Raw genomic sequence first — 23,448 nt, forward strand, 5'->3', positions numbered from 1 at the left:
ATAGTAGGGGTGTGTTGGATGTTTACAAATGATATTTTTTCATCCTTAGTTACTAAATACCAATCGATGATGCATTGTACTGCACTTAAATTGGTAAAAGATCGCCAAATAGCAGAAGATATCGTCCAAGAATCATGGATAAAGGTAATGAAACAACATATAGATATAGAGTCAATTGAGAAGATGGGAGCGTGGCTACGAACGATTACGTCACGAACAGCTATTGATTTCTTACGGAAAGAAAATCGACATCATATGGGTTTATTGGAAAAACCAGAACTGATGGAGGAACATGCTCTATGCTCTTGTAGTGAGGTAGATGACCAAATCAATTGGCAATCTACTTTAGATGAGTTAGAAGAATGCGTTAATCAGAGTGAAAAATTACACGTTGTGTTCCAATTGAAATTTAAAATGGGCTTTGATGATGAACAAATTGCGAAAACGTTGGAAATAACACCATCTGCGGTGAAAACCCGTATATTCCGTACACGACAACTATTAAAGAAAAATTATCAAAGAAAAGAATCTACACTAAAACCAGGGGCGTAAAAGTTTCTGGTTTTTCTTTTGGTTAAATATGTTTATAATATAAGAAGTATTAGAAATATAATCGTATGTGTTTAAAAAGGGTGAATACTATGAGTTACTTTATATATGTTGTGTTACCGTGGGTATTTTTATGCTTATTTATTATTGGGGCTGTTTATAGCTTATGGAAAAAACTATCTTATTGGTGGGGATTTGTTAGTTGTGCGGTCGGCGTTGTCATTTATTTAATCGGAAATGAAGTAGTCGGTGGTTATAATGGAATGAGTCTTAGTTTAATTGGGGCATTGCCATTTACGATTGGTCTATTTATTCTTTTCTTTCTTTTTATTGGTAGCAAATTCCAATAAATCCTGTTATCTCTCTGCTTAAAAAATAATGTTTGAGAGAAACTATAGGTGTACCGAAATGATTGGAGGTGCATCCATTGAGAAAAAGAAGAATGTTACCGATGCTTGCTTCGATTGGAATTGGAGCATATGCTTACTATCAAATGAGAAAAAACGGGAATATATAACAAATGGAAAACTTGGCCAAACGCCAAGTTTTCTTTCGTTTTAAATGTCTGATATAATAAAATAATACTTCTTCTGATTGTTAGAGAAAATTATCTGGAAGTTAGTGTCATTCATTCCTACATTCCTACCTTCCTACCTTTTTCTTTATTGAGAATCGAAGTGGGAATTATTGACGTGTGCACGATGATAAAAAGAGTGAAAATTTTAACAGAAAGAAAGGGATTTTGCAGATGAGTAAACAATACATAGGCTACATAGGTTCTTATACAAAAAAAGAAAGTCAAGGTGTTTATCGTTTTACATTGGATACAGAAGCGAAAAAAATTACTAGTGTAGAACCTGCAGCTAAGCTAGATGGCCCTACATACTTAACTATTAGTGCTGATAATCAATATGTATATGCCGTGTCAAAAGAAGGCGATCAAGGCGGGATTACTGCTTTAAAAATCATAGATGAAAGCGGAACCTTGGAAACAATTAATAATCAAGGTACGGATGGATCTGCACCTTGTCACGTAAGTGTAGATAGTGACAATAAATTAGTTGTTGCAGCTAATTATCATACGAAGCAGGTAGAATCATTTGCGGTAAATGCAGATGGATCGATTCAAGCACCTAAATCTATTGAACATGAAGGAAATGGTCCACATGAACGTCAAGAAAAACCACATCTTCATTTTGCAGGATATACTCCAGACGAACAATATGTTATCGTAGTGGACTTAGGAAGTGACACGATCACTACTTATCGTCCAAATGGTGATGAGTTAGAAGAAGTCCATGTATTAAAGGTAAGAGCTGGAAGTGGCCCGCGTCATATTGCCTTCCATCCGAATAAACAATATGCATATGTGATGACAGAATTAAGCAATGAAGTAATTGTCTTAAAATATGATGAAGCAGCGGGAAGTTTTGAGGATGTTCAGTATATTTCTACGCTTCCGGATGACTTCACAGAAAATAGTCAAGGTAGTGCCATACATTTATCTTCAGATGGTAAATTTGTTTATGCTGGAAACCGTGGCCATAACTCGATTGCCATTTATCGTGTGAAAGACGATTTTACAGTCGAATTTGTGGAATGGACACATACAGAAGGTGATTGGCCACGTGATTTTGTTTTAGATCCAACAGAACAGTTTGTTGTAGCAGCAAATCAAGAAACCGGTACATTAGCATTATTCGAAAGAGATCAAGAGCACGGAACACTTACACTATTACAAAAAGATGTAAAAGCACCCGAAGCTGTTTGTGTGAAATTCTTACATGCATAATAAAGAAAAAATGTTGAACCACAGCTAATGAAGTGGTTCAACATTTTTTAATCAACTCATTACTTTACACATATCATTGGTTAATGCCACAGGGTCTTCAATAGGTAGACCTTCAATAAGTAGTGCTTGGTTGTATAAAATGTTTGTATATAATGTTACTTTTTCTTTATCTGATTCATGTGCACGGACTAATGTTTGGAAGATGTCATGCTTGCTATTAATTTCCAATACTTTTGATGCTTCAATATTTTGATTATCAGGCATTTGTTTTAATACTTTTTCCATTTCAATTGATACTTCACCATCAGCAGATAGACAGACAGGGTGTGTTACTAATCGAGTGGAAAGTTTCACATCTTTCACTTTATTACCTAATGCTTCCTTCATTTCTGCTAAAAGATCTTTGTGCTCTTCTTTTTGTTTTTCCGCTTCTTTCTTCGTTTCCTCATCCTCTAAGTCAAGGTCGCCACTAGAAACATTTTTGAATTCTTTGTCATCATAATTGATTAACATTCTGATTGCGAATTCATCTACTTCATCTGTGAAATAAAGTATTTCATAGCCTTTTTCTTTTACTAATTCTGTTTGTGGTAATTTCTCAATTCGATCGTGTGATTCACCAGTAGCATAGTAAATATGCTCTTGATCTTCAGGCATGCGTTCCACATACTCTTTAAGTGATACAAGTTTTTCTTCACTTGAAGAATAGAATAGCAGTAAGTCCTTCAATTTATCTTTATTAGTACCGAAATCAGCGTAAACACCATATTTTAATTGGCGTCCGAACGCTTCGAAGAATTGCACATATTTTTCTCGTTCGTTTTTCAATAAGCTTTGTAAATGGTTTTTAATTTTCTTCTCAATATTCTTCGCGATTAATTTGACTTGACGGTCTTGCTGTAAAATTTCACGGGATATATTGAGTGACAAGTCTTCTGAGTCCACAATTCCTCGTACAAAACTGAAGTGATCAGGTAATAAATCCGCACATTTTTCCATGATTAATACACCATTAGAATAAAGTTCTAAACCTTTTTCAAAGTCTTGTGAGTAATAATTGAATGGCAATTGTTCTGGCACATAAAGAATGGATTGGAACCTAACCATACCGTCGACACTAGTGTGTAAGTGGCTTAAAGGCTTATCAAATCCGAAATGTTTCTCTTGATAGAAGCTTTCATAATCTTCATCATTCAGTTCTTGTTTATTTTTACGCCAGATTGGCACCATGCTATTAAGGGTTTTATCTTCAATAATATCTTCTAACTCTTCTGGATTATCTTCTTTCGCTTTTTGTTCTACTACTTCCATTTTAATTGGGTAGCGGATAAAATCAGAATACTTTTTAATGATAGAAGTTAGACGATGCTGTTCTAGAAATTCGTCATAATTTTCTTCTTCTGCATTCTCTTTGATTTGCAGAATAATTTCCGTTCCGATATCTTGCTTGTCATAGGATTCAATGGTATAACCGTCTTCACCATTTGATTCCCATTTGAATCCACGCTCACTATGTAGTGAACGTGTATAAACCGTTACTTTGTCAGCAACCATAAAGGAAGAATAAAATCCAACACCGAATTGACCGATGATTTCTTGTCCTTCTTGCATTTCTACTTCGTTTTTAAAGGAAAGGGAACCACTTTTCGCGATCGTACCTAAGTTTTCCTCTAATTCTTCTTGCGTCATTCCAATACCAGTATCTTTAACTGTTAATGTACGCTTGTCTTTATCTGTTTCGATACGGATGTAATAATCGTCTTGATTGAATGAGATACTATCATCTGTTAAAGCTTTATAGTAAATTTTATCAATTGCATCACTTGCGTTTGAAATAAGCTCGCGCAAAAAGATTTCCTTTTGTGAATAGATGGAATGGACCATCATTTCAAGTAATCGCTTGGATTCAGCTTGAAATTGCTTTTTTTCCAATATAATCTCCTCCTATTAACTATTTTTATATGTAGATTAGCACTCTTGTTTGTTGAGTGCTAATACATAATAATTACCATATGCTCCTTCTATTGTCAAGGGTTATAGGTTTTATGTTACGATGTGATATGATATAGACAAGTGTGTCAGTGGTTCAATGGAAAAAGGGGGGAAGTGCAATTGACCTATGATTATCAAACACCACGTTACATACATGTAATGGAGGAAATTAAAGCGAAAATAAGTGAAGGAGAGTTGGAGCCTGGTATACGATTACCTTCTGAGCTTGAATTTGCTAAACAGTTAAATGTATCTCGGAACACACTACGTGAAGCACTACGAATATTAGAAGAAGAGCATATTATTATTCGGAAGCACGGAATTGGTACATTTATTAATAAGAAGCCAGTATTTTCTGGTGGTATTGAAGAATTGTTTAGTATTACAGATTTTATTAAAAGAGAAGGGAAAGAGCCTGGAACTAATTTGCTTTTTCAAGGTGTCGTTGATCCAAGAGTAGAAGATGCTGATGAGTTGAAATTAAACGCAACTGATCGTATATATCTAGTTAAGCGTGTTAGGACTGCTAATGATGAGCCACTTGTCTATTGTATTGATAAAGTGCCGGTTTCGATTATTGGTGAGGATTATCAATTCAATGAGGAGTCTATGTTAGATTCATTTCAAACGGAAAAAGGGATTACCATTAGCTACGCGAAAGCAGACATTAAAACTATTGGTTTTCATGAAGAAATCTCTGAAACATTGGCAGCTGAACCTGATGAGCCGCTACTTGTTTTAAAACAGATTCATTATGATACAAAGGATCAACCAGTACTGTATTCATTAAATTTCTTCCGTGCTAATCAAGTTAGCTTCAGCGTAATAAGAAAACGAATACTTTAGCTTAGTACGAAGGATTCAACAAATAATTGACTTGATAGATGCCACACTTATATAATGAAGGCAAATCAGGCGAGATATGATTGCTGTTGATTGTCAACATAGTTTATTAATCCGAAGGGAAGTTATAATAATGAGAATGGTCGATTTAATCGCTAAAAAACGTGATGGTAAATCATTAACGAAAAATGAAATCGATTTTATGATTGATGGTTATACAAATGATCAAATTCCAGACTACCAGATGTCAGCAATGGCAATGGCGCTTTACTTTCAAGGAATGACTACGGAAGAACGAGTAAATTTAACGATGGCGATGGTTGAATCAGGTGATCAGGTTGATTTATCTGATATCGAAGGTATTAAGGTGGATAAGCATTCAACAGGAGGAGTTGGTGATACGACAACCTTGATTCTTGCTCCATTAGTCGCCTCAGTTGGAGTACCTGTTGCCAAAATGTCAGGTAGGGGGCTCGGTCATACTGGAGGAACGATAGATAAATTAGAATCAATCGAAGGGTTCCAAGTAGAATTAACGTCTGAACAATTTAACAAGCTTGTTAATGAACAAAAAGTTGCAGTAGTAGGACAAAGTGGTAACTTAACACCAGCAGATAAGAAACTGTATAGCCTAAGAGATGTTACGGCAACAGTTAATTCTATTCCATTAATCGCAAGTTCCATTATGAGTAAAAAGATTGCTTCTGGTGCAGATGCGATTGTACTTGATGTGAAAACTGGTTCAGGTGCATTTATGAAAGAGTTAGAAGATGCGAAAGAATTAGCTCGAGCAATGGTTGATATCGGTAATGGGGCAGGACGTGAAACAATTGCCGTTATTTCGGACATGAATCAGCCGCTTGGTTTTGCGGTCGGAAATGCTCTTGAAGTCAAAGAAGCAATTGATACTTTACAAGGTAAAGGTCCAAAAGATCTGCATGAATTATGCTTAACACTAGGAAGTCAAATGGTATATTTAGCTAAGCAAGCAGCCTCCATTGAAGAGGCTAGACAAAAGCTTGAAGAAGTTATTGCATCAGGCAAAGCACTAGAGAAATTCAAAGAGTTTGTAGAATCTCAAGGTGGTGACCCGTCTATGGTTGATCAACCAAGTCAATTACCACAAGCAAAATATGTTGTTGATGTGAAAGCAAAAGAAACGGGTGTTGTTCACGAGATTATTGCAGACGAAATTGGTATCGCTGCAAGTATGCTTGGAGCAGGTCGTATGACGAAAGAATCGGAAATAGATTTAGCTGTTGGTGTCGTTTTACAGAAAAAAATCGGTGACAATGTAACAGAAGGTGATACGCTAGTAAAAGTGTACAGTAACCAAGAAGATAATAACGAAGTAGAACAAAAAATTATAGAAGCATACTCTATTGAGCAAGAAGAAGTAAATAATCAACCATTGATTTATGAAATTATTCATTAAAGAAGTAACGAGCGAAAAGAGGTTGGACATCCTACACCTAAAAAGATAAAATAAGGTGTAAAGCTAAAGTGAGACCACAACCTGTAACAGTTTTTGACTCTCGCTGATGACTTATCTGGAAGTTAGCGTCCGTTATCGTTGACTTCGTTCCTGTGTAACATTCGAACGGTGAAACGAGTATTTCGGACGTTTGCATCGTGATAAATATATGGTTAAAACAAGAAAGGAAGACTACATTTGAAACCATTTAAACGTGTATTTTTAATTGTGTTAGACTCTGTTGGTATTGGTGAAGCACCTGATGCAGAGCAATTTAATGATAAGGGTGCAGACACCTTAGGGCATATTGCTGAGCATATGAATGGACTTAATATGCCAAATATTGCGAAGTTGGGCTTAAGCAATATAAGAGAGATTAAAGGTATCGAAAAAGCAGAACAACCACAAGCTCACTATACAAAGATGCAAGAAGCATCAAATGGAAAAGATACCATGACAGGCCATTGGGAGATCATGGGTTTACACATAGAGCAACCTTTTCAAACATTTCCTGATGGATTCCCAGAAGATTTAGTGAAGCAATTAGAAGAGAAAACAGGAAGAAAAATTATTGGGAATAAGCCAGCATCTGGAACAGAAATTTTAGATGAGTTAGGCGAGGAACACATGAAGACTGGTGATTTAATTGTTTATACATCAGCAGATTCTGTTTTACAAATTGCCGCACATGAGGAAATTATTCCAATTGAGGAGCAATATCGCATTTGTGAAATTGCTCGTGACCTAACGAAAAATGATCAATACATGGTTGGACGTGTAATTGCTCGTCCATTTATTGGACAACCTGGAGCTTTTGAACGTACGTCTAATCGTCATGATTATGCATTGAAACCTTTTGGTCGGACAGTGATGAATGAATTAGCTGATGCTAGTTATGATGTAATCGCACTTGGCAAGATCTCTGATATTTATGATGGAGAAGGTGTCACAGAAACGATCAGAACGAAAGACAATGCAGATGGTATGGAGAAATTTATCCAATCAATGAATAAAGAATTCCATGGTTTGAATTTCTTAAACCTTGTAGATTTTGATGCAAAATATGGACATCGTCGTGATCCACAAGGTTATGGTGAGGCATTAGAGGCATTTGACAAGCGATTACCGGAAATGTTGGATAAATTAAGAAAAGATGACTTGTTTATTATCACAGCAGATCATGGTAATGATCCTATTCACCATGGCACAGATCATACAAGAGAATATGTACCGTTATTAGTACGTCATAACCAAATTGTTTCAGGTCAACAATTAGATCTTAGAAAGACATTTGCTGATATTGGTGCTACTATTGCAGATAATTTTGATGTAACAATACCATCACACGGTCAAAGCTTTTTAAAGGATATTAAATAAAAGGGGGACTGTTCAGATGACACAGTTAAAAGAAACAACAACATATCTACAAGGAAAAATTACAACTCAACCACAAATCGGTTTAATTCTGGGTTCGGGCTTAGGTATGCTTGCCGATGAAATTGAAAATCCAACAAAAATAAAGTATGAAGAAATCCCTGGATTCCCTGTATCTACAGTGGAAGGGCATGCGGGACAATTAGTTATTGGTACTCTTCAAGGAGTAGAAGTTATTGCGATGCAAGGGCGTTTTCACTATTATGAAGGTCATGGTTTAGACGCTGTAACTTTTCCTGTTCGTGTAATGAAAGAGTTAGGCGTAGATAAATTAATTGTTACGAATGCTGCTGGTGGAGTAGACCGTACATTAGAACCTGGTGATTTAATGCTAATCACTGATCATATTAATAACACTGGTCAAAATCCATTGATAGGTGCGAATGTAAGTGAGCATGGTGTTCGTTTCCCAGATATGTCTACTGCTTATGATCGTGAATTGCAACAAGTGGCAAAACAAGCAGCTGAAAAATTAAATCTTACGCTTAAAGAAGGAGTCTACGTGTGGAACACTGGACCAAGCTATGAAACACCTGCTGAAATTCGTATGTTAGACATAATCGGTGGAGACGCTGTAGGAATGTCAACTGTACCAGAAGTAACAGTTGCACGTCACGCAGGTATTAAATGTGTCGGTATTTCTTGTATCTCTAATATGGCTGCAGGTATTTTAGATCAGCCGCTTACACACGATGAAGTAATCGAAACAACAGAAAAAGTACGAGAATCCTTTTTACAATTTGTGAAACAACTGATTCAAGATATTGGTTAATGTGTTTTGTTACTACGATCGATGGGAGGTAAGCCTCTTATTGATTGTTGGCGAAACGAATTAGAAAGATAATATCCGTTTGCACTGTGGTAAATAATAAGGGGGAAACGAGCAATGAATGAAAAACAGTTAATAGAAGAAGCAAAAGTTGCAAGAGAAAAAGCATATGTTCCTTACTCCAAGTTTAAAGTAGGGGCGGCTTTGTTGGATGAAGATGGCAATGTTTTTCATGGTTGTAACATAGAGAATGCTGCTTATTCGATGGCCAATTGTGGAGAGAGAACTGCTTTATTTCATGCCTATGCAAATAGCTCGACAAAATTTAAAATGATGGCTGTTGTGGCAGATATGGATCGACCTGTTTCACCTTGTGGAGCATGTCGTCAAGTATTAGCAGAGTTGTGTGACCCTGACATGAAAGTGATTTTAACGAATTTAGAAGATAATGTATTAGAAACAACGGTTAGAGAATTACTTCCTGGCGCATTTATTGCGGAAGATTTATCCAATGCAAAATAATAGAGGAGATGTGAAAATGATTATTGCAAATAAAATTGATCATACAGCGCTAAAGCCAGATACAACCAATGAGCAAATTGAAACATTATGTAATGAAGCGAAAGAATATGGCTTCTATTCTGTTTGTGTGAATCCTACATGGGTTAGCTATGCGAAAGAATTATTAAAAGGAAGTAATGTAGAAGTGTGTACGGTTATTGGTTTTCCTTTAGGTGCAACTACTTCAGCTGTTAAAGCATTTGAAACAAAATATACGATTGAAAAAGGCGCAACAGAAGTAGATATGGTTATTAATGTTGCTGCACTTAAGGATGGTAAACATGAAGATGTTCAACAAGACATCGAAGCAGTTGTCCAAGCAGCATCTGGTAAAGCATTAGTAAAAGTAATTATTGAAACATGCTTATTAACAGATGAAGAAAAAGAAACGGCGTGTAAATTAGCTGTTGCTGCTGGTGCGGATTATGTGAAAACTTCTACAGGTTTCTCAACTGGAGGAGCAACAGCGGAAGACATTGCGTTAATGCGTAAAACAGTTGGACCAGAAATTGGCGTAAAAGCGTCTGGTGGAGTGCGTGATGCCGAAACAGCTCAAGCAATGATAAATGCAGGAGCATCTCGAATTGGCGCAAGTGCAAGTGTCGCAATTGTAAAAGGTGAAGCTTCAAATAGTGATTATTAAAAGAAGAAAAGATACAGCACTGATCAGTGCTGTATCTTTTTTTGCGTACGCATCTACTTTCGCAGTGTTTGTTGTACCATGTGCTAACTTTATCACGGTGTAAACACCCAAAACCCTCACTTCAAGGTTCGAGTGAAAACGAGGAAGCTAAGTAGGGGGTAAACGGATGCTAACGCCTTGATAAATTTCACTTTATAAAAAATGATTTTTTTGAAACTTTATACCTATTTTCAACGTATATTAGTAGGTACTAAGAAAAAAGGAGAATTTTATATGGAAAATGTAACAGTTACAGACAAAAAGAAAAACTTAGGTTGGTGGGGAGTGGTTGGATTTTTTGCATCTTACTTTGCATTAGCCTTCGCTATTACTTTCATTATAGCGATTGTTGCCATTATTTTAGATAGCGGTGTTGAAGGGTCTTTCACAAATTTATTGCAGCAAAATAATATTTTACTTTTATTTGATGCTTTAGCCATTCTTATCGCTCTTATCATTTTTAAGAAAGTACGCCAATTCCTAAAAACAGCATTTTCATTAGCAGCTTTAAAAAAATGGAAAACATATGTATATATTCTAGCTGGTTTTGTGTTAAATTATGTTGTGCAATTTCTTATTTTAGAGGTTTGGCAGTTAGAAGAAGGTGGCAGCCAGATTGAGACATTTGATATGACTAGTATGGCAGATGGTTGGTTAAGTATTTTATTGATTTATCTGGCCTTCACTATTATCACTCCTATTAAGGAAGAAATCATGTTTAGAGGACTACTACATAAATTTTTAGATGTTAAAGTTGCTTTTATTGTTGGTCTAGTTGTTTCATCTGTTATTTTTGGTGTGCTTCATGAAGGACATATTTTATCAGCGACGATTATGGGGATGATTTTTGTTACATTGTATCGATTAACAAATTCATTATTCGCTCCGATTATCTTGCATATACTGTGGAACGCATATGCTATCACAGGCATGCTAATAGCTGTAGGTATCTTATAAGGACTTAATAGCTGACAATCATCCGAACGAATAAACGGATGATTGTCAGAACTGCTACAAATTATCTGGATCCACATCTAACATATCTTCATTTTTTATTTGCTTTCAGTCACACTTATATCGTTTCCAGCCTTTTTATTCAATAAAAATATTTTTCATTTTACCAGGCTACCAACTTGTTTTCTTGAATGATAATTCCTATCATCTACTAAGCATGTTATCAGCGGCAAAGTTAAACCGCAAATTTGAGTAAAATAACATTTGTTAATAGTATTTTAACTAGGACAATAAGTAACAGCCCCTTGTAAATAGTTAAAAGATAGTGCTGGAAAATGTTTAACGATTACTATACATATTCCTTCCCAGTCAAGCCAACCTATTAAGGAAGAAGAGGAAATTAAAGATTATTTATTTAGTTAAGTTCTTTCCTCAAGCAAGGCTTGAGTATGTTACTTGATTATTGAAAATAACATTTAACAAATAGTGAAAGGATGTTTACTCTTGGACTTTGATTGGATATGGAAGTCTATCTTAATTATCAGTGTAGGAACTTTTCTACTACGTGTAGCTGGAAGAAAGTCAATCTCTCAGATGACCTTAGCACAAACTGTTCTGATGATTGCGATCGGTTCATTGCTTATTCAACCTGTAGCTGGTGAAAATATTTGGGTTACATTTGGAGTATGTATGGTTTTGATTATAACACTTATTGTAATAGAGTATATACAGTTAAAATCAGATAAAGCAGAGATGATAATTTCAGGTAAATCAAATGTCTTAATTAAAGATGGGAAAATTATAGAAAAAAATTTAAAAAGATATCGTCTTTCCGTTGACCTGTTAGAGATGTTACTAAGGCAAAAGAATGTAATGCAAATAAGTGATGTAGAGTGGGCAACCCTAGAACCAAATGGTCAATTGGGTTATGCATTAAAACCTGAAGCTCAACCAATGACAAAAGCGGATTTGCAACAAGTGATCAATCAGTTAGAACAAATTCGAACGTCCATAAATCCAGTACCAGTAAAAACAAACTATAATAACCAACCTTCTTCAAACAAAGAAAATATATTTCAGGAAGTAGCAGATAAAAAACACCAGACACCACCACCAGATCATTTAAGGTAAACAAATTGTAGGACCGTCTACTATTAGTAGTGGTCCTACAATTTTACATTCATTGATCGTACAAGGTAGACTTGATATCATTATTATCTAAATAATCCTCGTATTCTTCATGGGCGTCATTAACACCAATGTATTTACCATTCATATCAGTTAAAAGAAACCCCTCAAGTTCTTCTACACTACCGACCTGTTCATTGGAATGATAATACATATTGTCATAATCCTTTTCAGTGTCGTAAAAATCAGAGGGGCCATCAGAAGAACCATACTGTTCTACGCTTTGCCATGCATCTTCACCATCAAACATTGTATAATCATCACTTTCTAGTTCTTGTTCATCTACATTAGAATGAAGGATATCTTCTTCAATAGGGCGTTGTTTGTCTACATATTGTTCAGCATGTTCCATACAACGAGTTGTAGTTGGCATTGCTAGCATTCGTTCAGCCGGTATCTCTGTTTGACATACTTCACATTTGCCATATGTGCCATTTTTAATTGCTTGTAGTGCTTGTTCAATGTCAGCAAGCTCTTTTTCTTCATGCTCATGAAGTGCAATATCTTTTTCACGTTCAAATAATTCTGTCCCAGTATCAGCTGGATGATTGTCATAATTGGATAATTCGGAAACATTCTCTTGCATAGCTGCTTGATTTAAACCAAAATCGTCACCTGCATGTTCCGTTATTAGATTTTTCCGTGCTAATAATTCGTCTTTACATTGTTTTATTTGATTAGGCTGCACGATTGTTACACCTCCTTAAACAAGGTACAACAATAGTGTGCCCGAAATATAGTTATCTCACCAAGGGAAAAATATGGTTTACAAGCTAAGGAGTTAGGATGTTCATGAATTGCATAAAATAGAGGAGAGGAGGAAAAATAAAACTGATCCCTTGTATGAAAAGGAGACCAGTTTTTTCATTAATTCCGTGCTTCTTCGAATTGGGATATCTTATCTGCATGTGTCAATGTAACGGCAATTTCATCCCATCCATTAAGTAGCATTTCACGTTTATAGTTATCTAAATCAAATGTTGCTTCAAATCCTTGGTTATCAAAGACTTTTTTTGTTTCAAGGTCTACAGTTAAATAATATTGATCTGCCTCAGCATTTGTAATTAATGTTTGCACTTCAGCTTCTGTTAATTTAACTGGAAGAATCCCATTCTTTGTACAGTTGTTGTAAAATATGTCAGCATAGCTAGGTGCGATGATTACACGGAATCCATAGTCTTGTAATGCCCATGGAGCGTGTTCTCGAGATGAGCCACAACCGAAATTTTCACCTGCAACTAAAATAGATGTACCTTCATATTTAGGCTGATTTAGTGAGAAATCCTCACGCAATTTATCTTTTGAGTCAAAACGCCAGTTATAAAATACATATTGACCGAAGCCTTGACGAGATATACGTTTCAAAAATTGTTTCGGAATAATTTGATCCGTATCCACATTCGCCCGATTAAGTGGATAGACAAGTCCGTTATGCTTTCGAATTGGTTCCATATGTTAAACCTCCTTGATCAATTAGCTAAGTGTTGGAACACCTAACGTACGAACATCAACAAAATGACCTTTAATAGCGGCAGCAGCTGCCATTTCTGGACTAACCAAATGTGTTCTAGCACCAGTACCTTGGCGTCCTTCAAAATTACGGTTGGAAGTAGAGGCACAGCGTTCACCTTCAGGTACTACGTCATCATTCATCGCTAGACACATACTGCAGCCTGCATCACGCCATTCGAAGCCAGCTTCTTTAAAGATTGCATCGATACCTTCTTTTTCTGCTTGTGCTTTTACACTATGAGAACCAGGTACGACGATGGCTTGAACATTAGGACTTACTTTGTGTCCTTTGACAATTTCTGCTGCTCTCTGTAAATCCGCAAATCGAGAGTTAGTACAAGAACCGATGAATACATGTTCAATTGCAACAGAGGAGATAGATTCGCCACCTTCAAGTCCCATATATTCTAAAGCATGTTTTATCTCTTCACGATCATTGTCATCGATAGCATCAGCAACAGTTGGTACATTCGCACTAACTGGAATACACATACCAGGATTTGTGCCCCAAGTAACTTGAGGTTCAATTTCATCTGCATCGATTTCAACTTGCTCATCATATACGGCACCTTCATCTGTAGCGAGTGCCTTCCATTCCTCTGCAAGCACATCAAATGCATCACCTTTAGGAACATGACGTCTTCCACGCAAAAACTCTACCGTTGTGTCATCAGGACTGATTAATCCAGCGCGTGCACCTGCTTCAATCGACATATTACAAATAGTCATACGACCTTCCATCGACAAGTTGCGGATTGCTTCACCAGTATATTCAATGACATAACCAGTACCAAATTTAACACCAAATTTACCGATGATTGCTAGAATTAAATCTTTTGCTGTAACACCAGTCCCGAGTTTGCCGTTTACTTTGACATTTAATGTTTTCGGTTTTTGCTGCCAGATTGTTTGGGTAGCTAAGACATGTTCTACTTCACTTGTTCCGATCCCGAATGCTAAAGCTCCGAATGCCCCATGTGTGGAAGTATGGCTATCACCACAAACGATTGTTTTCCCTGGCTGCGTTAAACCTAATTCTGGTCCAATAACGTGTACAATACCTTGATCTGGATGATGAATGTCAGCTAAAGGTACACCAAATTCTTCACAGTTCTGTTTCAATGTTTCCATCTGTGTTTTAGAAACAACATCTTTAATTACATTGCGGTGAATAGTTGGAACATTATGATCCATCGTTGCAAATGTACGTTCAGGTCGACGAACTTTACGATTGTTCATCCTTAGTCCTTCAAAAGCTTGAGGGGAGGTTACCTCATGCACTAAGTGTAAGTCAATATATAAAAGGTCTGGTTTACCTTCTTCTTGGTGAACAACGTGTTTTTCCCAAACCTTTTCAATAACTGTCTTTGGCTTTCTCATCTGTTTCAACTCCTTTTAACTTATTGCATTAACGATTAGTTGTGTCATTTCTTTTGTATTCACAAGCTTACCATTATCATTTTTTAAATCGGCTGTATGATAATGTTGGTTTAATACACTTTCTACAGCTTTTTCAATTGCTTCTGCTTCTGTATTCATATTAAAGGAATAACGTAACATCATAGCTGCTGAGAGAATCATAGCGATTGGATTAGCGATACCTTTCCCCGCGATATCGGGCGCAGATCCGTGTGCAGGCTCATATAAACCAACACCATCTTCAGCAAGGCTAGCAGAAGGAAGCATTCCGAGTGATCCAGTTAGAACAGAAGCTTCATCACTTAAAATATCACCGAACATATTCTCTGTGACCATTACATCGAATTGTGTTGGATTAGTGATTAGTTTCATCGCTGCAGCATCGACTAATACATGATCAACAGTAACATTGGGATAATCTTTCTTTTTCTCTTCTACAATTTCTCTCCATAGTTTACTAGATTCTAATACGTTCGCTTTATCCACAGAAGTTAGGTGATTATTACGTAACTCTGCACTTTGAAAAGCTTTATCGATAATGCGTTCCATTTCCTTTTTCGTATAGGCTAATGTATCAACGACAGCGTTCCCGTTATCTATTCGTTTACTAGGTTGACCGAAATATAAACCACCAGTTAATTCACGAACGATTAATAGATCGCTATCTTTAATAATATCTTCTTTCAAAGGAGAAGCGTGTAAAAGATTTGCAAATCCTTTTACAGGCCTTAGGTTAGCATATAAATCGAGCGCTTTACGAATTCCTAATAAACCTCGTTCAGGTCTTAAATCAGAAGGGTTATTGTCCCATTTTGGACCACCGACTGCACCTAATAGAACAGCATCTGCTTGCATGCAAGCTGTTACTGTTTCATCGGGTAGGGGAGTGCCATGATTATCAATAGCAACTCCGCCGATGTCATATGAAGAAAATTCAAAAGAATGATGATATTTTTTGCTGATTGCTTCAAGGACGTCTTTGGCAGCATATATAACTTCTGCACCAATTCCATCACCCGGAAGCAGGACGATTTTTCCTGTCAATTTAGTTACCCCCTACAAACGAACTTAGACTGCTTTCTTTTGATAAATGGCGCGATTAACACCGTTTATATATGCTTGCACTGCTGCCTCTAACACATCTTGTGCAGACGCACGGCCACTGACTGTTTTATCATCTACTGTTAAGCTAACGTGCACTTCAGCGAGTGCATCTCGACCTTTACCAATTGAATTTAATTGGAAGTCAGTTAAATGTGTTTCTTCTTCAATAATTTGATCTAACGTATTGTACAATGCTTCTACACTACCAGATCCCGTACTTGTATCTTTCACTTGCTGATTAGTTGGAGTAGTAAGCGAAATAGTTGCACTAGGTTGATCAGTAGAACCATATTGTACTTGGAAATGGTCTAGTTGATAACGTTGCACATTCGAGGTATCTGTTTGGATATCTGTTAGAATCGAAAACAAATCATCGTCTGTTACTTCTTTTTTTCGGTCCGTTAACAATTTAAATGCTTTAAATGCTTCTTTAAGTTTATCTTCTGTAAGCTCATATCCTAGTTGCTTGATCTTATCGGTAAATGCGTGGCGTCCAGAATGCTTTCCTAACACAAGGTTATTAGAGTGGACACCAACCATTTCTGGTGTAATGATTTCATACGTCTCTGCATGTTTTAACACACCATCTTGATGAATACCTGATTCATGCGCAAAGGCATTACGACCAACTACCGCTTTATTTCCTGGGACTGTCATACCAGTGAATTTACTCACCATATCACTTGTTCGTTTGATTTCATTTAACACCAAGCTTGTATGATAAGGATAATAATCATGGCGGACTTTCAATGCGACAGCAAACTCTTCTAATGATGCATTACCAGCACGTTCACCAATACCGTTAATGGTACCTTCTACTTGCGTTGCACCATTTTCAACAGCTGCAATGGAATTTGCTACGGCCATTCCTAAGTCATCATGACAATGACAAGAAAGGTCTACTTTATTAATATTAGGTACATTTTCTTTCATGTACTTAAACATTGCCCCATATTCACGTGGCATTGTATAACCGACTGTATCGGGTAGATTAATTACAGTTGCACCAGCATCAATCACTTTTTCAATAATTTTGGCCAGAAAAGCTAAGTCTGATCGTGAAGCATCTTCTGCAGACCATTCAATCTGATCAAAAAATTGCTTTCCGTATTTAACCATTTCCACAGCTGTTTCAATTACTTCCTCAGGTGTTTTCTTTAATTTGTATTCCATATGGATAGGGGAGGTAGCAATGAAAACATGAAGTCTAGGATTAGTGGCATTTTTAAGTGCATCACGACATGCGTCAATATCAGATTTAACTGCGCGTGCAAGCCCTGTGACAGAAACGTTTTTAACCGTGTCAGCTATTTTCTTTACGGCATCGAAATCGCCTTGGGAGGAAGCAGGAAATCCTGCCTCCATTACATCTACTCCAAAGCGTTCTAGTTGTTTCGCAAGCTCTAATTTCTCCAATTGATTTAGATTGACTCCAGGTGATTGTTCGCCATCACGAAGCGTCGTATCGAAAATCTTAATTTGCGTCATTAGAGACCACTTCCTTCTTATTAATAGCCTTTTGCTTAACAAATGGCATTAATTCACGTAGCTCTTTACCTACTTTCTCAATTTGATGTTCATTTTCTGCTTTCTTAATAGCACTATATTGAGGGCGGTTTGCTTGGTTTTCAAGAATCCATCCTTGTGCAAATTTACCTGTTTGAATATCTGTTAATACTTCTTTCATACGTGCTTTTGTACTTTCGTCTACAACACGTGGTCCCGATACGAAGTCTCCCCATTCAGCAGTATCAGAGATAGAGTGGCGCATATTTTCAAGTCCACCTTCATATAACAAGTCAACAATTAATTTTAATTCATGTAAACATTCGAAATAAGCAACTTCTGGTTGATAACCAGCTTCAACAAGTGTTTCAAAACCAGCTTTGACAAGGGCAGAAGTACCACCACAAAGTACCGCTTGCTCACCGAATAAATCTGTTTCTGTTTCTTCTTGGAAAGAAGTTTCAAGAATACCAGCACGACCAGCACCGATACCTTTAGCATATGCAAGCGCAACATCTTTGGCATTACCAGTCGCATCTTGGTAAATTCCATAAAGGGCCGGAACGCCAGCACCTTCTTCATACGTTCTACGTACTAAATGACCAGGTCCTTTAGGTGCTACTAAGAACACATCTACATCACTTGGAGGTACGATTTGATTAAAGTGAATGTTAAATCCATGTGCAAATACTAGTGCATTACCAGCTTCTAAGTTAGGTTCGATTGCTTCTTTATAAATAGAAGGTTGGTTTTCGTCTGGAAGAAGAATCATGATTACATCTGCATCTTTAGATGCTTCAGCAACAGTTTTTACTTCCACTCCGTCTTCAACAGCTTTATCCCAAGAACGACCTTGTCGCAAGCCTACTACTACATCAAAACCACTTTCCTTTAGGTTAAGTGCATGTGCATGACCTTGAGAGCCATAACCGATAATCGCGATTTTTTTCGTTTGTAATACCTCTTCGTTAATATTGTTGTTATAAAGTACCTTTGTCATAATAAATTACATCCTCTCCAAAAAGTTTTTATTTATAATAATAGTTATTATTATTAGCCTAATAGTGAAGTTGAGTTTCCATCTTTCGTATTGGGTTGTTGACCACGAGCGAAGGCAGTAACACCAGTTCTCGCTAGTTCTTTAATCCCATATGGTCTGAGCAGTTCAATTAATGCTTCCACCTTATCTGGTTTACCTGTTACTTGAATAGATAAGCTTTCTTTACTGACATCGATAATCGATGCACGGAATGGCTCGATAATTCCTTGTATTTCAGCACGCAATGGTGCATTGCTTACTATTTTAATTAATGCTAGTTCTCGAGCTACAATAGCTTTATCTGTAATATCAGAAACTTTGATAATATCAATTTGTTTATTTAACTGTTTAGTCACTTGTTCTAATTTTTGTGCGTCTTCTACGTCAACAACAAAAGTCATCTTACTCATGCCTTCTGTTTCAGTTCTTCCAACAGAGATACTTTCAATATTGAATTGTCTTCTTTGTAAGAGACCTGTTATACGATTTAATACACCACTTCTGTTTCTAACGGTTGCTGTTATAATACGTTTCATGGTTTCACCCCAATCATTTCGTTTAGTCCTTTACCAGGTGCAATCATTGGGAATACATTTTCTTGTTGAAGCACCCGCGCATCAACAACAACTGGTCCTTGGTAATCAAAAATCTCAGGTAATGCATTGATTAATTCATCTTGCGTTTTTACTTGCAATCCTTTCACATTGTATGATTCAGCTAACTTCACAAAGTCAGGTTGAATACTGAAAATAGATTGCGAATAACGCTCAGAATAGAATTTTTCTTGCCATTGTCTAACCATTCCTAATGCTTGGTTGTTAACGATGATAACTTTAACCGGTAATCCTTTTTCTTGCAGGATAGATAATTCCTGAAGCGTCATTTGGAATCCACCATCACCAACGATTGCAACTACTGTTTCGTCTGGTTTTGCAAGTTGAGCTCCAATAGCAGCAGGGAAGCCAAAGCCCATTGTGCCAAGTCCTCCTGACGACACCCACTTGTTAGGTTCAGTGAAGGTATAAAATTGTGCTGCCCACATTTGATGCTGTCCAACATCAGTTGTAACAATAGCTTTACCTTCAGTAGCTTCGTGTACTTTCTTTATGACCCATTGCCCAATCATATCTTCGTCCGGTTTATTAAACCAGAGAGGATAATTTGTTTTGTTTTCATGAATGCGGACTAACCACTCATCATGATCAGGCTGGTTAATATCATGTGTTAATAATTTTTTAAGTGCTGCTTTCGCATCACCAACAATCGGAATATCAGTCGCCACATTTTTACCAATTTCAGCTGGGTCAATGTCAATATGTGCAACGACAGCATTAGGTGCAAAAGAGGATAATTTGCCAGTTAACCTGTCATCAAATCTTGCTCCGATGTTGATTAATAAGTCACATTCATAAATAGCTGTGTTGGAAGCGTATGTGCCATGCATTCCAGCCATCCCTGTAAATAATGGATGATCCCCAGGGAAAGCACCAAGCCCAAGTAGGGTAGAGGCAACTGGTAAGGAATATTTTTCAGCAAATGCTAAAACTTCCTCTGAGGCATTGGCAAATAATATGCCAGCCCCTGTTAGTAAGACAGGTTTCTTTGCCTTGCCAATTGCTTCTGCTAGTTTTTTCGTTTGTAATGGATTTGGCTTTGTCGTTGGTTGATATCCTGGTAAATCCATTTCTGTTTTCACGTTGAAATGACTATCTACAATTTCAGCTGAGATGTCTTTTGGCATATCGATTACTACTGGACCAGGACGACCTGTCGTAGCAATATGGAAAGCTTCTTTCACAATTCGAGGTAGGTCTTTTAAATCTCGAACTTGATAATTATGCTTTGTAATTGGTGTCGTAACGCCCATTACATCAACTTCTTGGAATGCATCCGAACCAATAACATCTTGTGCAACTTGACCAGTAATAACAATCAAAGGTAGGGAATCAATCATTGCATCGGCTATACCAGTGACTAAGTTTGTCGCTCCTGGTCCAGAAGTGGCTACAACAACACCAGGTTTTCCTGAAATTCTTGCATACCCTTCTGCTGCGTGAATGGATCCTTGCTCATGGCGGGCAAGTATTTGGTCAAATGCATCTTGTGCTTTGTAAAGAGCATCAAAAATAGGTAAGGCGGCTCCACCTGGATAACCGAATAATGTGTCCACACCTTCATTGATTAATGATTCGACAAGCAAATCAGCACCTGTCTTAGGTTCATTTTGTTCGGTTTGTGATTCTACCTGTTTTTGTGTTCTTTCCATTTTAATCCCTCCTAATATTTATCATTTATCAATCATCTTTTCATCATATAGAAAAAAGGCCAATTCTAACTTGTTTCATTGCTCTTTAAGCAAATAACAAGGGAGAAAAGGCCTTTCTTTTCACGGTACCACCCTGATTCACAATATTCTCACAAATATTGTCTTATGAAGCAATCGAAACATCGATTGCTTCTTTTTGATAACAGGTGTATATGCACCTGGCTATGTTTACTTAATTACTGTTCAACATAGCACTCTGGGATGAGTAATTGAATAAGGGGTATTACCGAGCTTCCACCATCCTCGGCTCTCTATAAATACGGATTCCTTATTCTTTGTTCCCGTCAACGTTTTATATTTTATATTCATAATGGTAAAGGATTGATTGTATCTTGTCTACAGATTATTTGAAAAAGCTTTAATTTTCTGAAATATCTGATTGACGACAATCATACAACCAAAATCCTAGCAGGTCAACCGTTTTTTGATAATTTTCTGACTTTTCTTTTAAAGTATAAGATTGCAGAAAACGATTACAACCTTGTTGTCACTTTATCTGACAAACTTTATTTTTTTTTTCGTTTTAGCTTATAAATGTAGCTGGTTTATTGTGTTATTTTACTTACTCTTTTTATGGTTCATTTTATTTGAATGTAAATCTACCTAATAATTCACGCAAAAATTTAAGCGTTCATAAAAGAAAAAATGTGTTTTGTTTGGTGACTTTTTACATAAGACTTATAATGTTCGTAGATAGGAGAGATAATATGTCACAGCTTTTTATTATCCCTTGTGGAAAAAAGAAAATATGGGACAAGTATCCTGATGTCGGCCCGGCCAAGGCAAAAGACGCTTATATAGGTGTTTTACATAGGTTATGCAGTCAATATGTGGAGCAGTTTGGCGATAATTGGCTTATTATATCAGGTAAACATGGCTTGCTAAGACCAAGCGATATCGTTCCAGAAAATTATGACCTTACTTTTAAAGCTAATGATCCTCGTGTGATTACGTTAGAAACATTACAACAGCAAATAGTGGAAAAAGATTTACTTCGGTTTGATGATATTATTGCTTTAACAGGGAAAAAGTATCAGCGTATTGTAAATCAAACATTTCAACAAGCGAAAAGAATCCAATATCCATTGCTTGGAACTAGAGGAATTGGTGACATGCAAAGGTTGTTGAAAAATAGTTTGGAAGATAATAAAGCCATACATAAAGAAGGGGGAAGCTAATATGAAAGCTTATGTTATTCAAAATGGAGAATATCAGTTAAAGGATGTAGAGCAACCAGATCCAGAAAGCAATCAAGTTATAGTGCGGCTCCGAACAGCTGGACTTAATCACCGCGACTTAATGATTAAAAATCGTGTTGGAAATCAGGAAGGATATTATATATTGGGTTCTGATGGTGCTGGAGTAATTGAGCAAGTTGGTGTCAAGGCGAAACATTTTAAAGTAGGGGAAGAAGTGATCATTAATCCTGGTTTAAATTGGTATCATAATTCAGAGGCTCCGCCTAAAGATTTTGAAATAGTAGGTGTTCCCTATAATGGGACATTTGCCGAATATATTCTTATTTCAGAGGATTTCATAGAACGAAAACCCACTCATTTAAATTGGCAAGAAGCAGGTGTCTTTGCATTGTCTGCTCTCACGGGGTTCCGTGCTCTATTTACACAAGGTCAAATTAAGAAAGGGGAGACATTGTTCATTCCTGGGGTGGGAGGTGGAGTTTCATCATTCATTATTCAAATGGCGAAAGCAGTTGGAGCAAGAGTCATTACAACATCTAGAAATCCAGACAAGTTGAAGCAAGCAGAACAACTAGGCTTTGATCGAGGAATAGGAACAGAAGATAACTGGCAAGCTGCATTAGTGGATGAACAAATTGATTTAGTGATAGAAAGTATTGGTGGTTCTACATTTAATAGGTCATTAGAAGTGTTGAAAAAAGGAGGTAGAATCGTTACATTCGGTTCATCTACAAATGATGAAATGACATTTAACTTACGTTCATTCTTCTATGGTCAATATAAAATGATTGGCTCAACAATGGGAAGTAAAGAAGAGCTACAACAATTAATTGCATTTAGTGAAAAACATAACATTAAGCCAATGCTTGATCGTGGTTATAACCTAGATGAAATTGACCAAGCCTTTACTTATCTAGCATCCCAAAATCAACTAGGTAAATTGTATGTAAACATATAAAGTGAAACGTATCAGGAAGTTAGCTTCCGTAAAATCCCCAACTTAGCTTCTTTGTTTTAACTCGAATCTTGAAGTGAAGGTTGACGGGGGTTTGCACTCTGATAAATGAACGATCACAGACTCAAAAATGGCGAGCGTTTGTGATCA

The 23,448-nt window shown here is 36.7% G+C and carries 22 protein-coding genes; 13 read left to right on the top strand and 9 right to left on the bottom strand.

From position 1 onward, the window contains the following. The first annotated feature begins 18 nt into the window (after nucleotides 1–18). The 3 genes from SH601_RS02435 to SH601_RS02445 all read left to right on the top strand — a co-directional run bounded on the left by SH601_RS02435 (nucleotide 19) and on the right by SH601_RS02445 (nucleotide 2,341). On the top strand, nucleotides 19–552 hold the full coding sequence (locus SH601_RS02435) for an RNA polymerase sigma factor (protein ID WP_319956630.1): 534 nt from the start codon (nucleotides 19–21) through the stop codon (nucleotides 550–552). 89 nt (nucleotides 553–641) lie between these two features. After that, entirely contained in the window at nucleotides 642–899 is a 258-nt protein-coding gene (locus tag SH601_RS02440) for a hypothetical protein (RefSeq protein WP_319956631.1), read from the top strand. A 398-nt stretch (nucleotides 900–1,297) separates the two neighbouring features. Next, a complete protein-coding gene (locus tag SH601_RS02445; RefSeq protein WP_319956632.1) occupies nucleotides 1,298–2,341 on the top strand; it encodes a lactonase family protein in 1,044 nt (347 codons plus the stop codon). Between the two features lie 51 nt (nucleotides 2,342–2,392). Here SH601_RS02445 and htpG read toward each other — a convergent pair whose 3' ends face one another. After that, nucleotides 2,393–4,273: a molecular chaperone HtpG gene (gene htpG / locus SH601_RS02450; RefSeq protein ID WP_319956633.1), complete on the bottom strand. Its 1,881-nt coding sequence runs from the start codon at nucleotides 4,271–4,273 to the stop codon at nucleotides 2,393–2,395. Nucleotides 4,274–4,453: 180 nt separating this feature from the next. Here htpG and SH601_RS02455 point away from each other — a divergent pair, with 180 nt between their 5' ends. From SH601_RS02455 to SH601_RS02490, 8 genes are all read left to right on the top strand, one after another. Continuing rightward, nucleotides 4,454–5,179, top strand: a complete 726-nt coding sequence (locus SH601_RS02455; RefSeq protein ID WP_319956635.1) for a GntR family transcriptional regulator — start codon at nucleotides 4,454–4,456, stop codon at nucleotides 5,177–5,179. A gap of 130 nt (nucleotides 5,180–5,309) precedes the next feature. Beyond that, nucleotides 5,310–6,611: a pyrimidine-nucleoside phosphorylase gene (locus SH601_RS02460; RefSeq protein ID WP_319956637.1), complete on the top strand. Its 1,302-nt coding sequence runs from the start codon at nucleotides 5,310–5,312 to the stop codon at nucleotides 6,609–6,611. Between the two features lie 237 nt (nucleotides 6,612–6,848). After that, on the top strand, nucleotides 6,849–8,027 hold the full coding sequence (gene deoB, locus SH601_RS02465; protein WP_319956638.1) for a phosphopentomutase: 1,179 nt from the start codon (nucleotides 6,849–6,851) through the stop codon (nucleotides 8,025–8,027). A gap of 16 nt (nucleotides 8,028–8,043) precedes the next feature. Further along, complete coding sequence (locus SH601_RS02470) at nucleotides 8,044–8,856, top strand: purine-nucleoside phosphorylase (protein ID WP_319956640.1); 813 nt, start codon at nucleotides 8,044–8,046, stop codon at nucleotides 8,854–8,856. A gap of 114 nt (nucleotides 8,857–8,970) precedes the next feature. Then, the gene (locus tag SH601_RS02475; protein WP_319956641.1) at nucleotides 8,971–9,375 is read left to right on the top strand and encodes a cytidine deaminase; all 405 of its coding nucleotides are present in this window, start codon (nucleotides 8,971–8,973) and stop codon (nucleotides 9,373–9,375) included. Then, the gene (deoC, locus tag SH601_RS02480) at nucleotides 9,365–10,057 is read left to right on the top strand and encodes a deoxyribose-phosphate aldolase (protein WP_413775087.1); all 693 of its coding nucleotides are present in this window, start codon (nucleotides 9,365–9,367) and stop codon (nucleotides 10,055–10,057) included. The genes SH601_RS02475 and deoC overlap by 11 nt, the downstream gene beginning before the upstream one ends. A gap of 273 nt (nucleotides 10,058–10,330) precedes the next feature. Further along, nucleotides 10,331–11,053 (top strand): CPBP family intramembrane glutamic endopeptidase, encoded by a 723-nt coding sequence (locus tag SH601_RS02485; protein ID WP_319956643.1) that lies wholly within the window; start codon nucleotides 10,331–10,333, stop codon nucleotides 11,051–11,053. A gap of 501 nt (nucleotides 11,054–11,554) precedes the next feature. Further along, nucleotides 11,555–12,181, top strand: a complete 627-nt coding sequence (locus SH601_RS02490; protein WP_319956644.1) for a DUF421 domain-containing protein — start codon at nucleotides 11,555–11,557, stop codon at nucleotides 12,179–12,181. A 49-nt stretch (nucleotides 12,182–12,230) separates the two neighbouring features. Here the strand turns inward: SH601_RS02490 and SH601_RS02495 are convergent, their stop codons facing one another. The 8 genes from SH601_RS02495 to ilvB form a co-directional block, all read right to left on the bottom strand. Further along, a complete protein-coding gene (locus tag SH601_RS02495) occupies nucleotides 12,231–12,926 on the bottom strand; it encodes a TraR/DksA C4-type zinc finger protein (RefSeq protein WP_319956645.1) in 696 nt (231 codons plus the stop codon). 179 nt (nucleotides 12,927–13,105) lie between these two features. After that, complete coding sequence (gene leuD / locus SH601_RS02500) at nucleotides 13,106–13,690, bottom strand: 3-isopropylmalate dehydratase small subunit (RefSeq protein ID WP_319956646.1); 585 nt, start codon at nucleotides 13,688–13,690, stop codon at nucleotides 13,106–13,108. 21 nt (nucleotides 13,691–13,711) lie between these two features. Then, entirely contained in the window at nucleotides 13,712–15,130 is a 1,419-nt protein-coding gene (leuC, locus tag SH601_RS02505) for a 3-isopropylmalate dehydratase large subunit (protein WP_319956647.1), read from the bottom strand. Between the two features lie 15 nt (nucleotides 15,131–15,145). Next, nucleotides 15,146–16,213 carry a 3-isopropylmalate dehydrogenase gene (leuB, locus tag SH601_RS02510; RefSeq protein ID WP_319956648.1) on the bottom strand — a complete coding sequence of 356 codons (1,068 nt, stop codon included), beginning with the start codon at nucleotides 16,211–16,213 and terminating at the stop codon, nucleotides 15,146–15,148. Nucleotides 16,214–16,237: 24 nt separating this feature from the next. Further along, nucleotides 16,238–17,761 carry a 2-isopropylmalate synthase gene (locus tag SH601_RS02515; RefSeq protein ID WP_319956649.1) on the bottom strand — a complete coding sequence of 508 codons (1,524 nt, stop codon included), beginning with the start codon at nucleotides 17,759–17,761 and terminating at the stop codon, nucleotides 16,238–16,240. Next, entirely contained in the window at nucleotides 17,748–18,779 is a 1,032-nt protein-coding gene (gene ilvC, locus SH601_RS02520; protein ID WP_319956650.1) for a ketol-acid reductoisomerase, read from the bottom strand. Before ilvC ends, SH601_RS02515 begins: the two co-directional genes overlap by 14 nt. A 53-nt stretch (nucleotides 18,780–18,832) precedes the next feature. Then, complete coding sequence (gene ilvN / locus SH601_RS02525) at nucleotides 18,833–19,354, bottom strand: acetolactate synthase small subunit (RefSeq protein ID WP_319956651.1); 522 nt, start codon at nucleotides 19,352–19,354, stop codon at nucleotides 18,833–18,835. Further along, nucleotides 19,351–21,084 carry a biosynthetic-type acetolactate synthase large subunit gene (gene ilvB, locus SH601_RS02530; RefSeq protein WP_319956652.1) on the bottom strand — a complete coding sequence of 578 codons (1,734 nt, stop codon included), beginning with the start codon at nucleotides 21,082–21,084 and terminating at the stop codon, nucleotides 19,351–19,353. The genes ilvN and ilvB overlap by 4 nt, the downstream gene beginning before the upstream one ends. A gap of 767 nt (nucleotides 21,085–21,851) precedes the next feature. Between ilvB and SH601_RS02535 the strand changes: the two genes are divergently transcribed. Then, nucleotides 21,852–22,322, top strand: coding sequence for a DUF6884 domain-containing protein (locus tag SH601_RS02535; RefSeq protein WP_319956653.1), 471 nt, complete (start codon nucleotides 21,852–21,854; stop codon nucleotides 22,320–22,322). 1 nt (nucleotide 22,323) lies between these two features. Beyond that, the gene (locus SH601_RS02540; protein ID WP_319956654.1) at nucleotides 22,324–23,301 is read left to right on the top strand and encodes a zinc-binding dehydrogenase; all 978 of its coding nucleotides are present in this window, start codon (nucleotides 22,324–22,326) and stop codon (nucleotides 23,299–23,301) included. The last annotated feature ends 147 nt before the right edge of the window (nucleotides 23,302–23,448 follow it).

Source organism: Gracilibacillus pellucidus, from assembly GCF_033949965.1.
GTDB lineage: Bacteria > Bacillota > Bacilli > Bacillales > Amphibacillaceae > Gracilibacillus > Gracilibacillus pellucidus.

Excerpts from the sequence above, each read along its gene's own strand:
- SH601_RS02435 (WP_319956630.1), top strand. The coding sequence starts at position 19 with ATGTTTACAAATGATATTTTTTCATCCTTAGTTACTAAATACCAATCG.
- SH601_RS02440 (WP_319956631.1), top strand. The coding sequence starts at position 642 with ATGAGTTACTTTATATATGTTGTGTTACCGTGGGTATTTTTATGCTTA.
- SH601_RS02445 (WP_319956632.1), top strand. The coding sequence starts at position 1,298 with ATGAGTAAACAATACATAGGCTACATAGGTTCTTATACAAAAAAAGAA.
- SH601_RS02460 (WP_319956637.1), top strand. The coding sequence starts at position 5,310 with ATGAGAATGGTCGATTTAATCGCTAAAAAACGTGATGGTAAATCATTA.
- SH601_RS02470 (WP_319956640.1), top strand. The coding sequence starts at position 8,044 with ATGACACAGTTAAAAGAAACAACAACATATCTACAAGGAAAAATTACA.
- SH601_RS02475 (WP_319956641.1), top strand. The coding sequence starts at position 8,971 with ATGAATGAAAAACAGTTAATAGAAGAAGCAAAAGTTGCAAGAGAAAAA.
- deoC (WP_413775087.1), top strand. The coding sequence starts at position 9,365 with ATGCAAAATAATAGAGGAGATGTGAAAATGATTATTGCAAATAAAATT.
- SH601_RS02485 (WP_319956643.1), top strand. The coding sequence starts at position 10,331 with ATGGAAAATGTAACAGTTACAGACAAAAAGAAAAACTTAGGTTGGTGG.
- leuD (WP_319956646.1), bottom strand. The coding sequence starts at position 13,690 with ATGGAACCAATTCGAAAGCATAACGGACTTGTCTATCCACTTAATCGG.
- leuC (WP_319956647.1), bottom strand. The coding sequence starts at position 15,130 with ATGAGAAAGCCAAAGACAGTTATTGAAAAGGTTTGGGAAAAACACGTT.
- SH601_RS02515 (WP_319956649.1), bottom strand. The coding sequence starts at position 17,761 with ATGACGCAAATTAAGATTTTCGATACGACGCTTCGTGATGGCGAACAA.
- ilvC (WP_319956650.1), bottom strand. The coding sequence starts at position 18,779 with ATGACAAAGGTACTTTATAACAACAATATTAACGAAGAGGTATTACAA.
- ilvN (WP_319956651.1), bottom strand. The coding sequence starts at position 19,354 with ATGAAACGTATTATAACAGCAACCGTTAGAAACAGAAGTGGTGTATTA.
- ilvB (WP_319956652.1), bottom strand. The coding sequence starts at position 21,084 with ATGGAAAGAACACAAAAACAGGTAGAATCACAAACCGAACAAAATGAA.
- SH601_RS02535 (WP_319956653.1), top strand. The coding sequence starts at position 21,852 with ATGTCACAGCTTTTTATTATCCCTTGTGGAAAAAAGAAAATATGGGAC.
- SH601_RS02540 (WP_319956654.1), top strand. The coding sequence starts at position 22,324 with ATGAAAGCTTATGTTATTCAAAATGGAGAATATCAGTTAAAGGATGTA.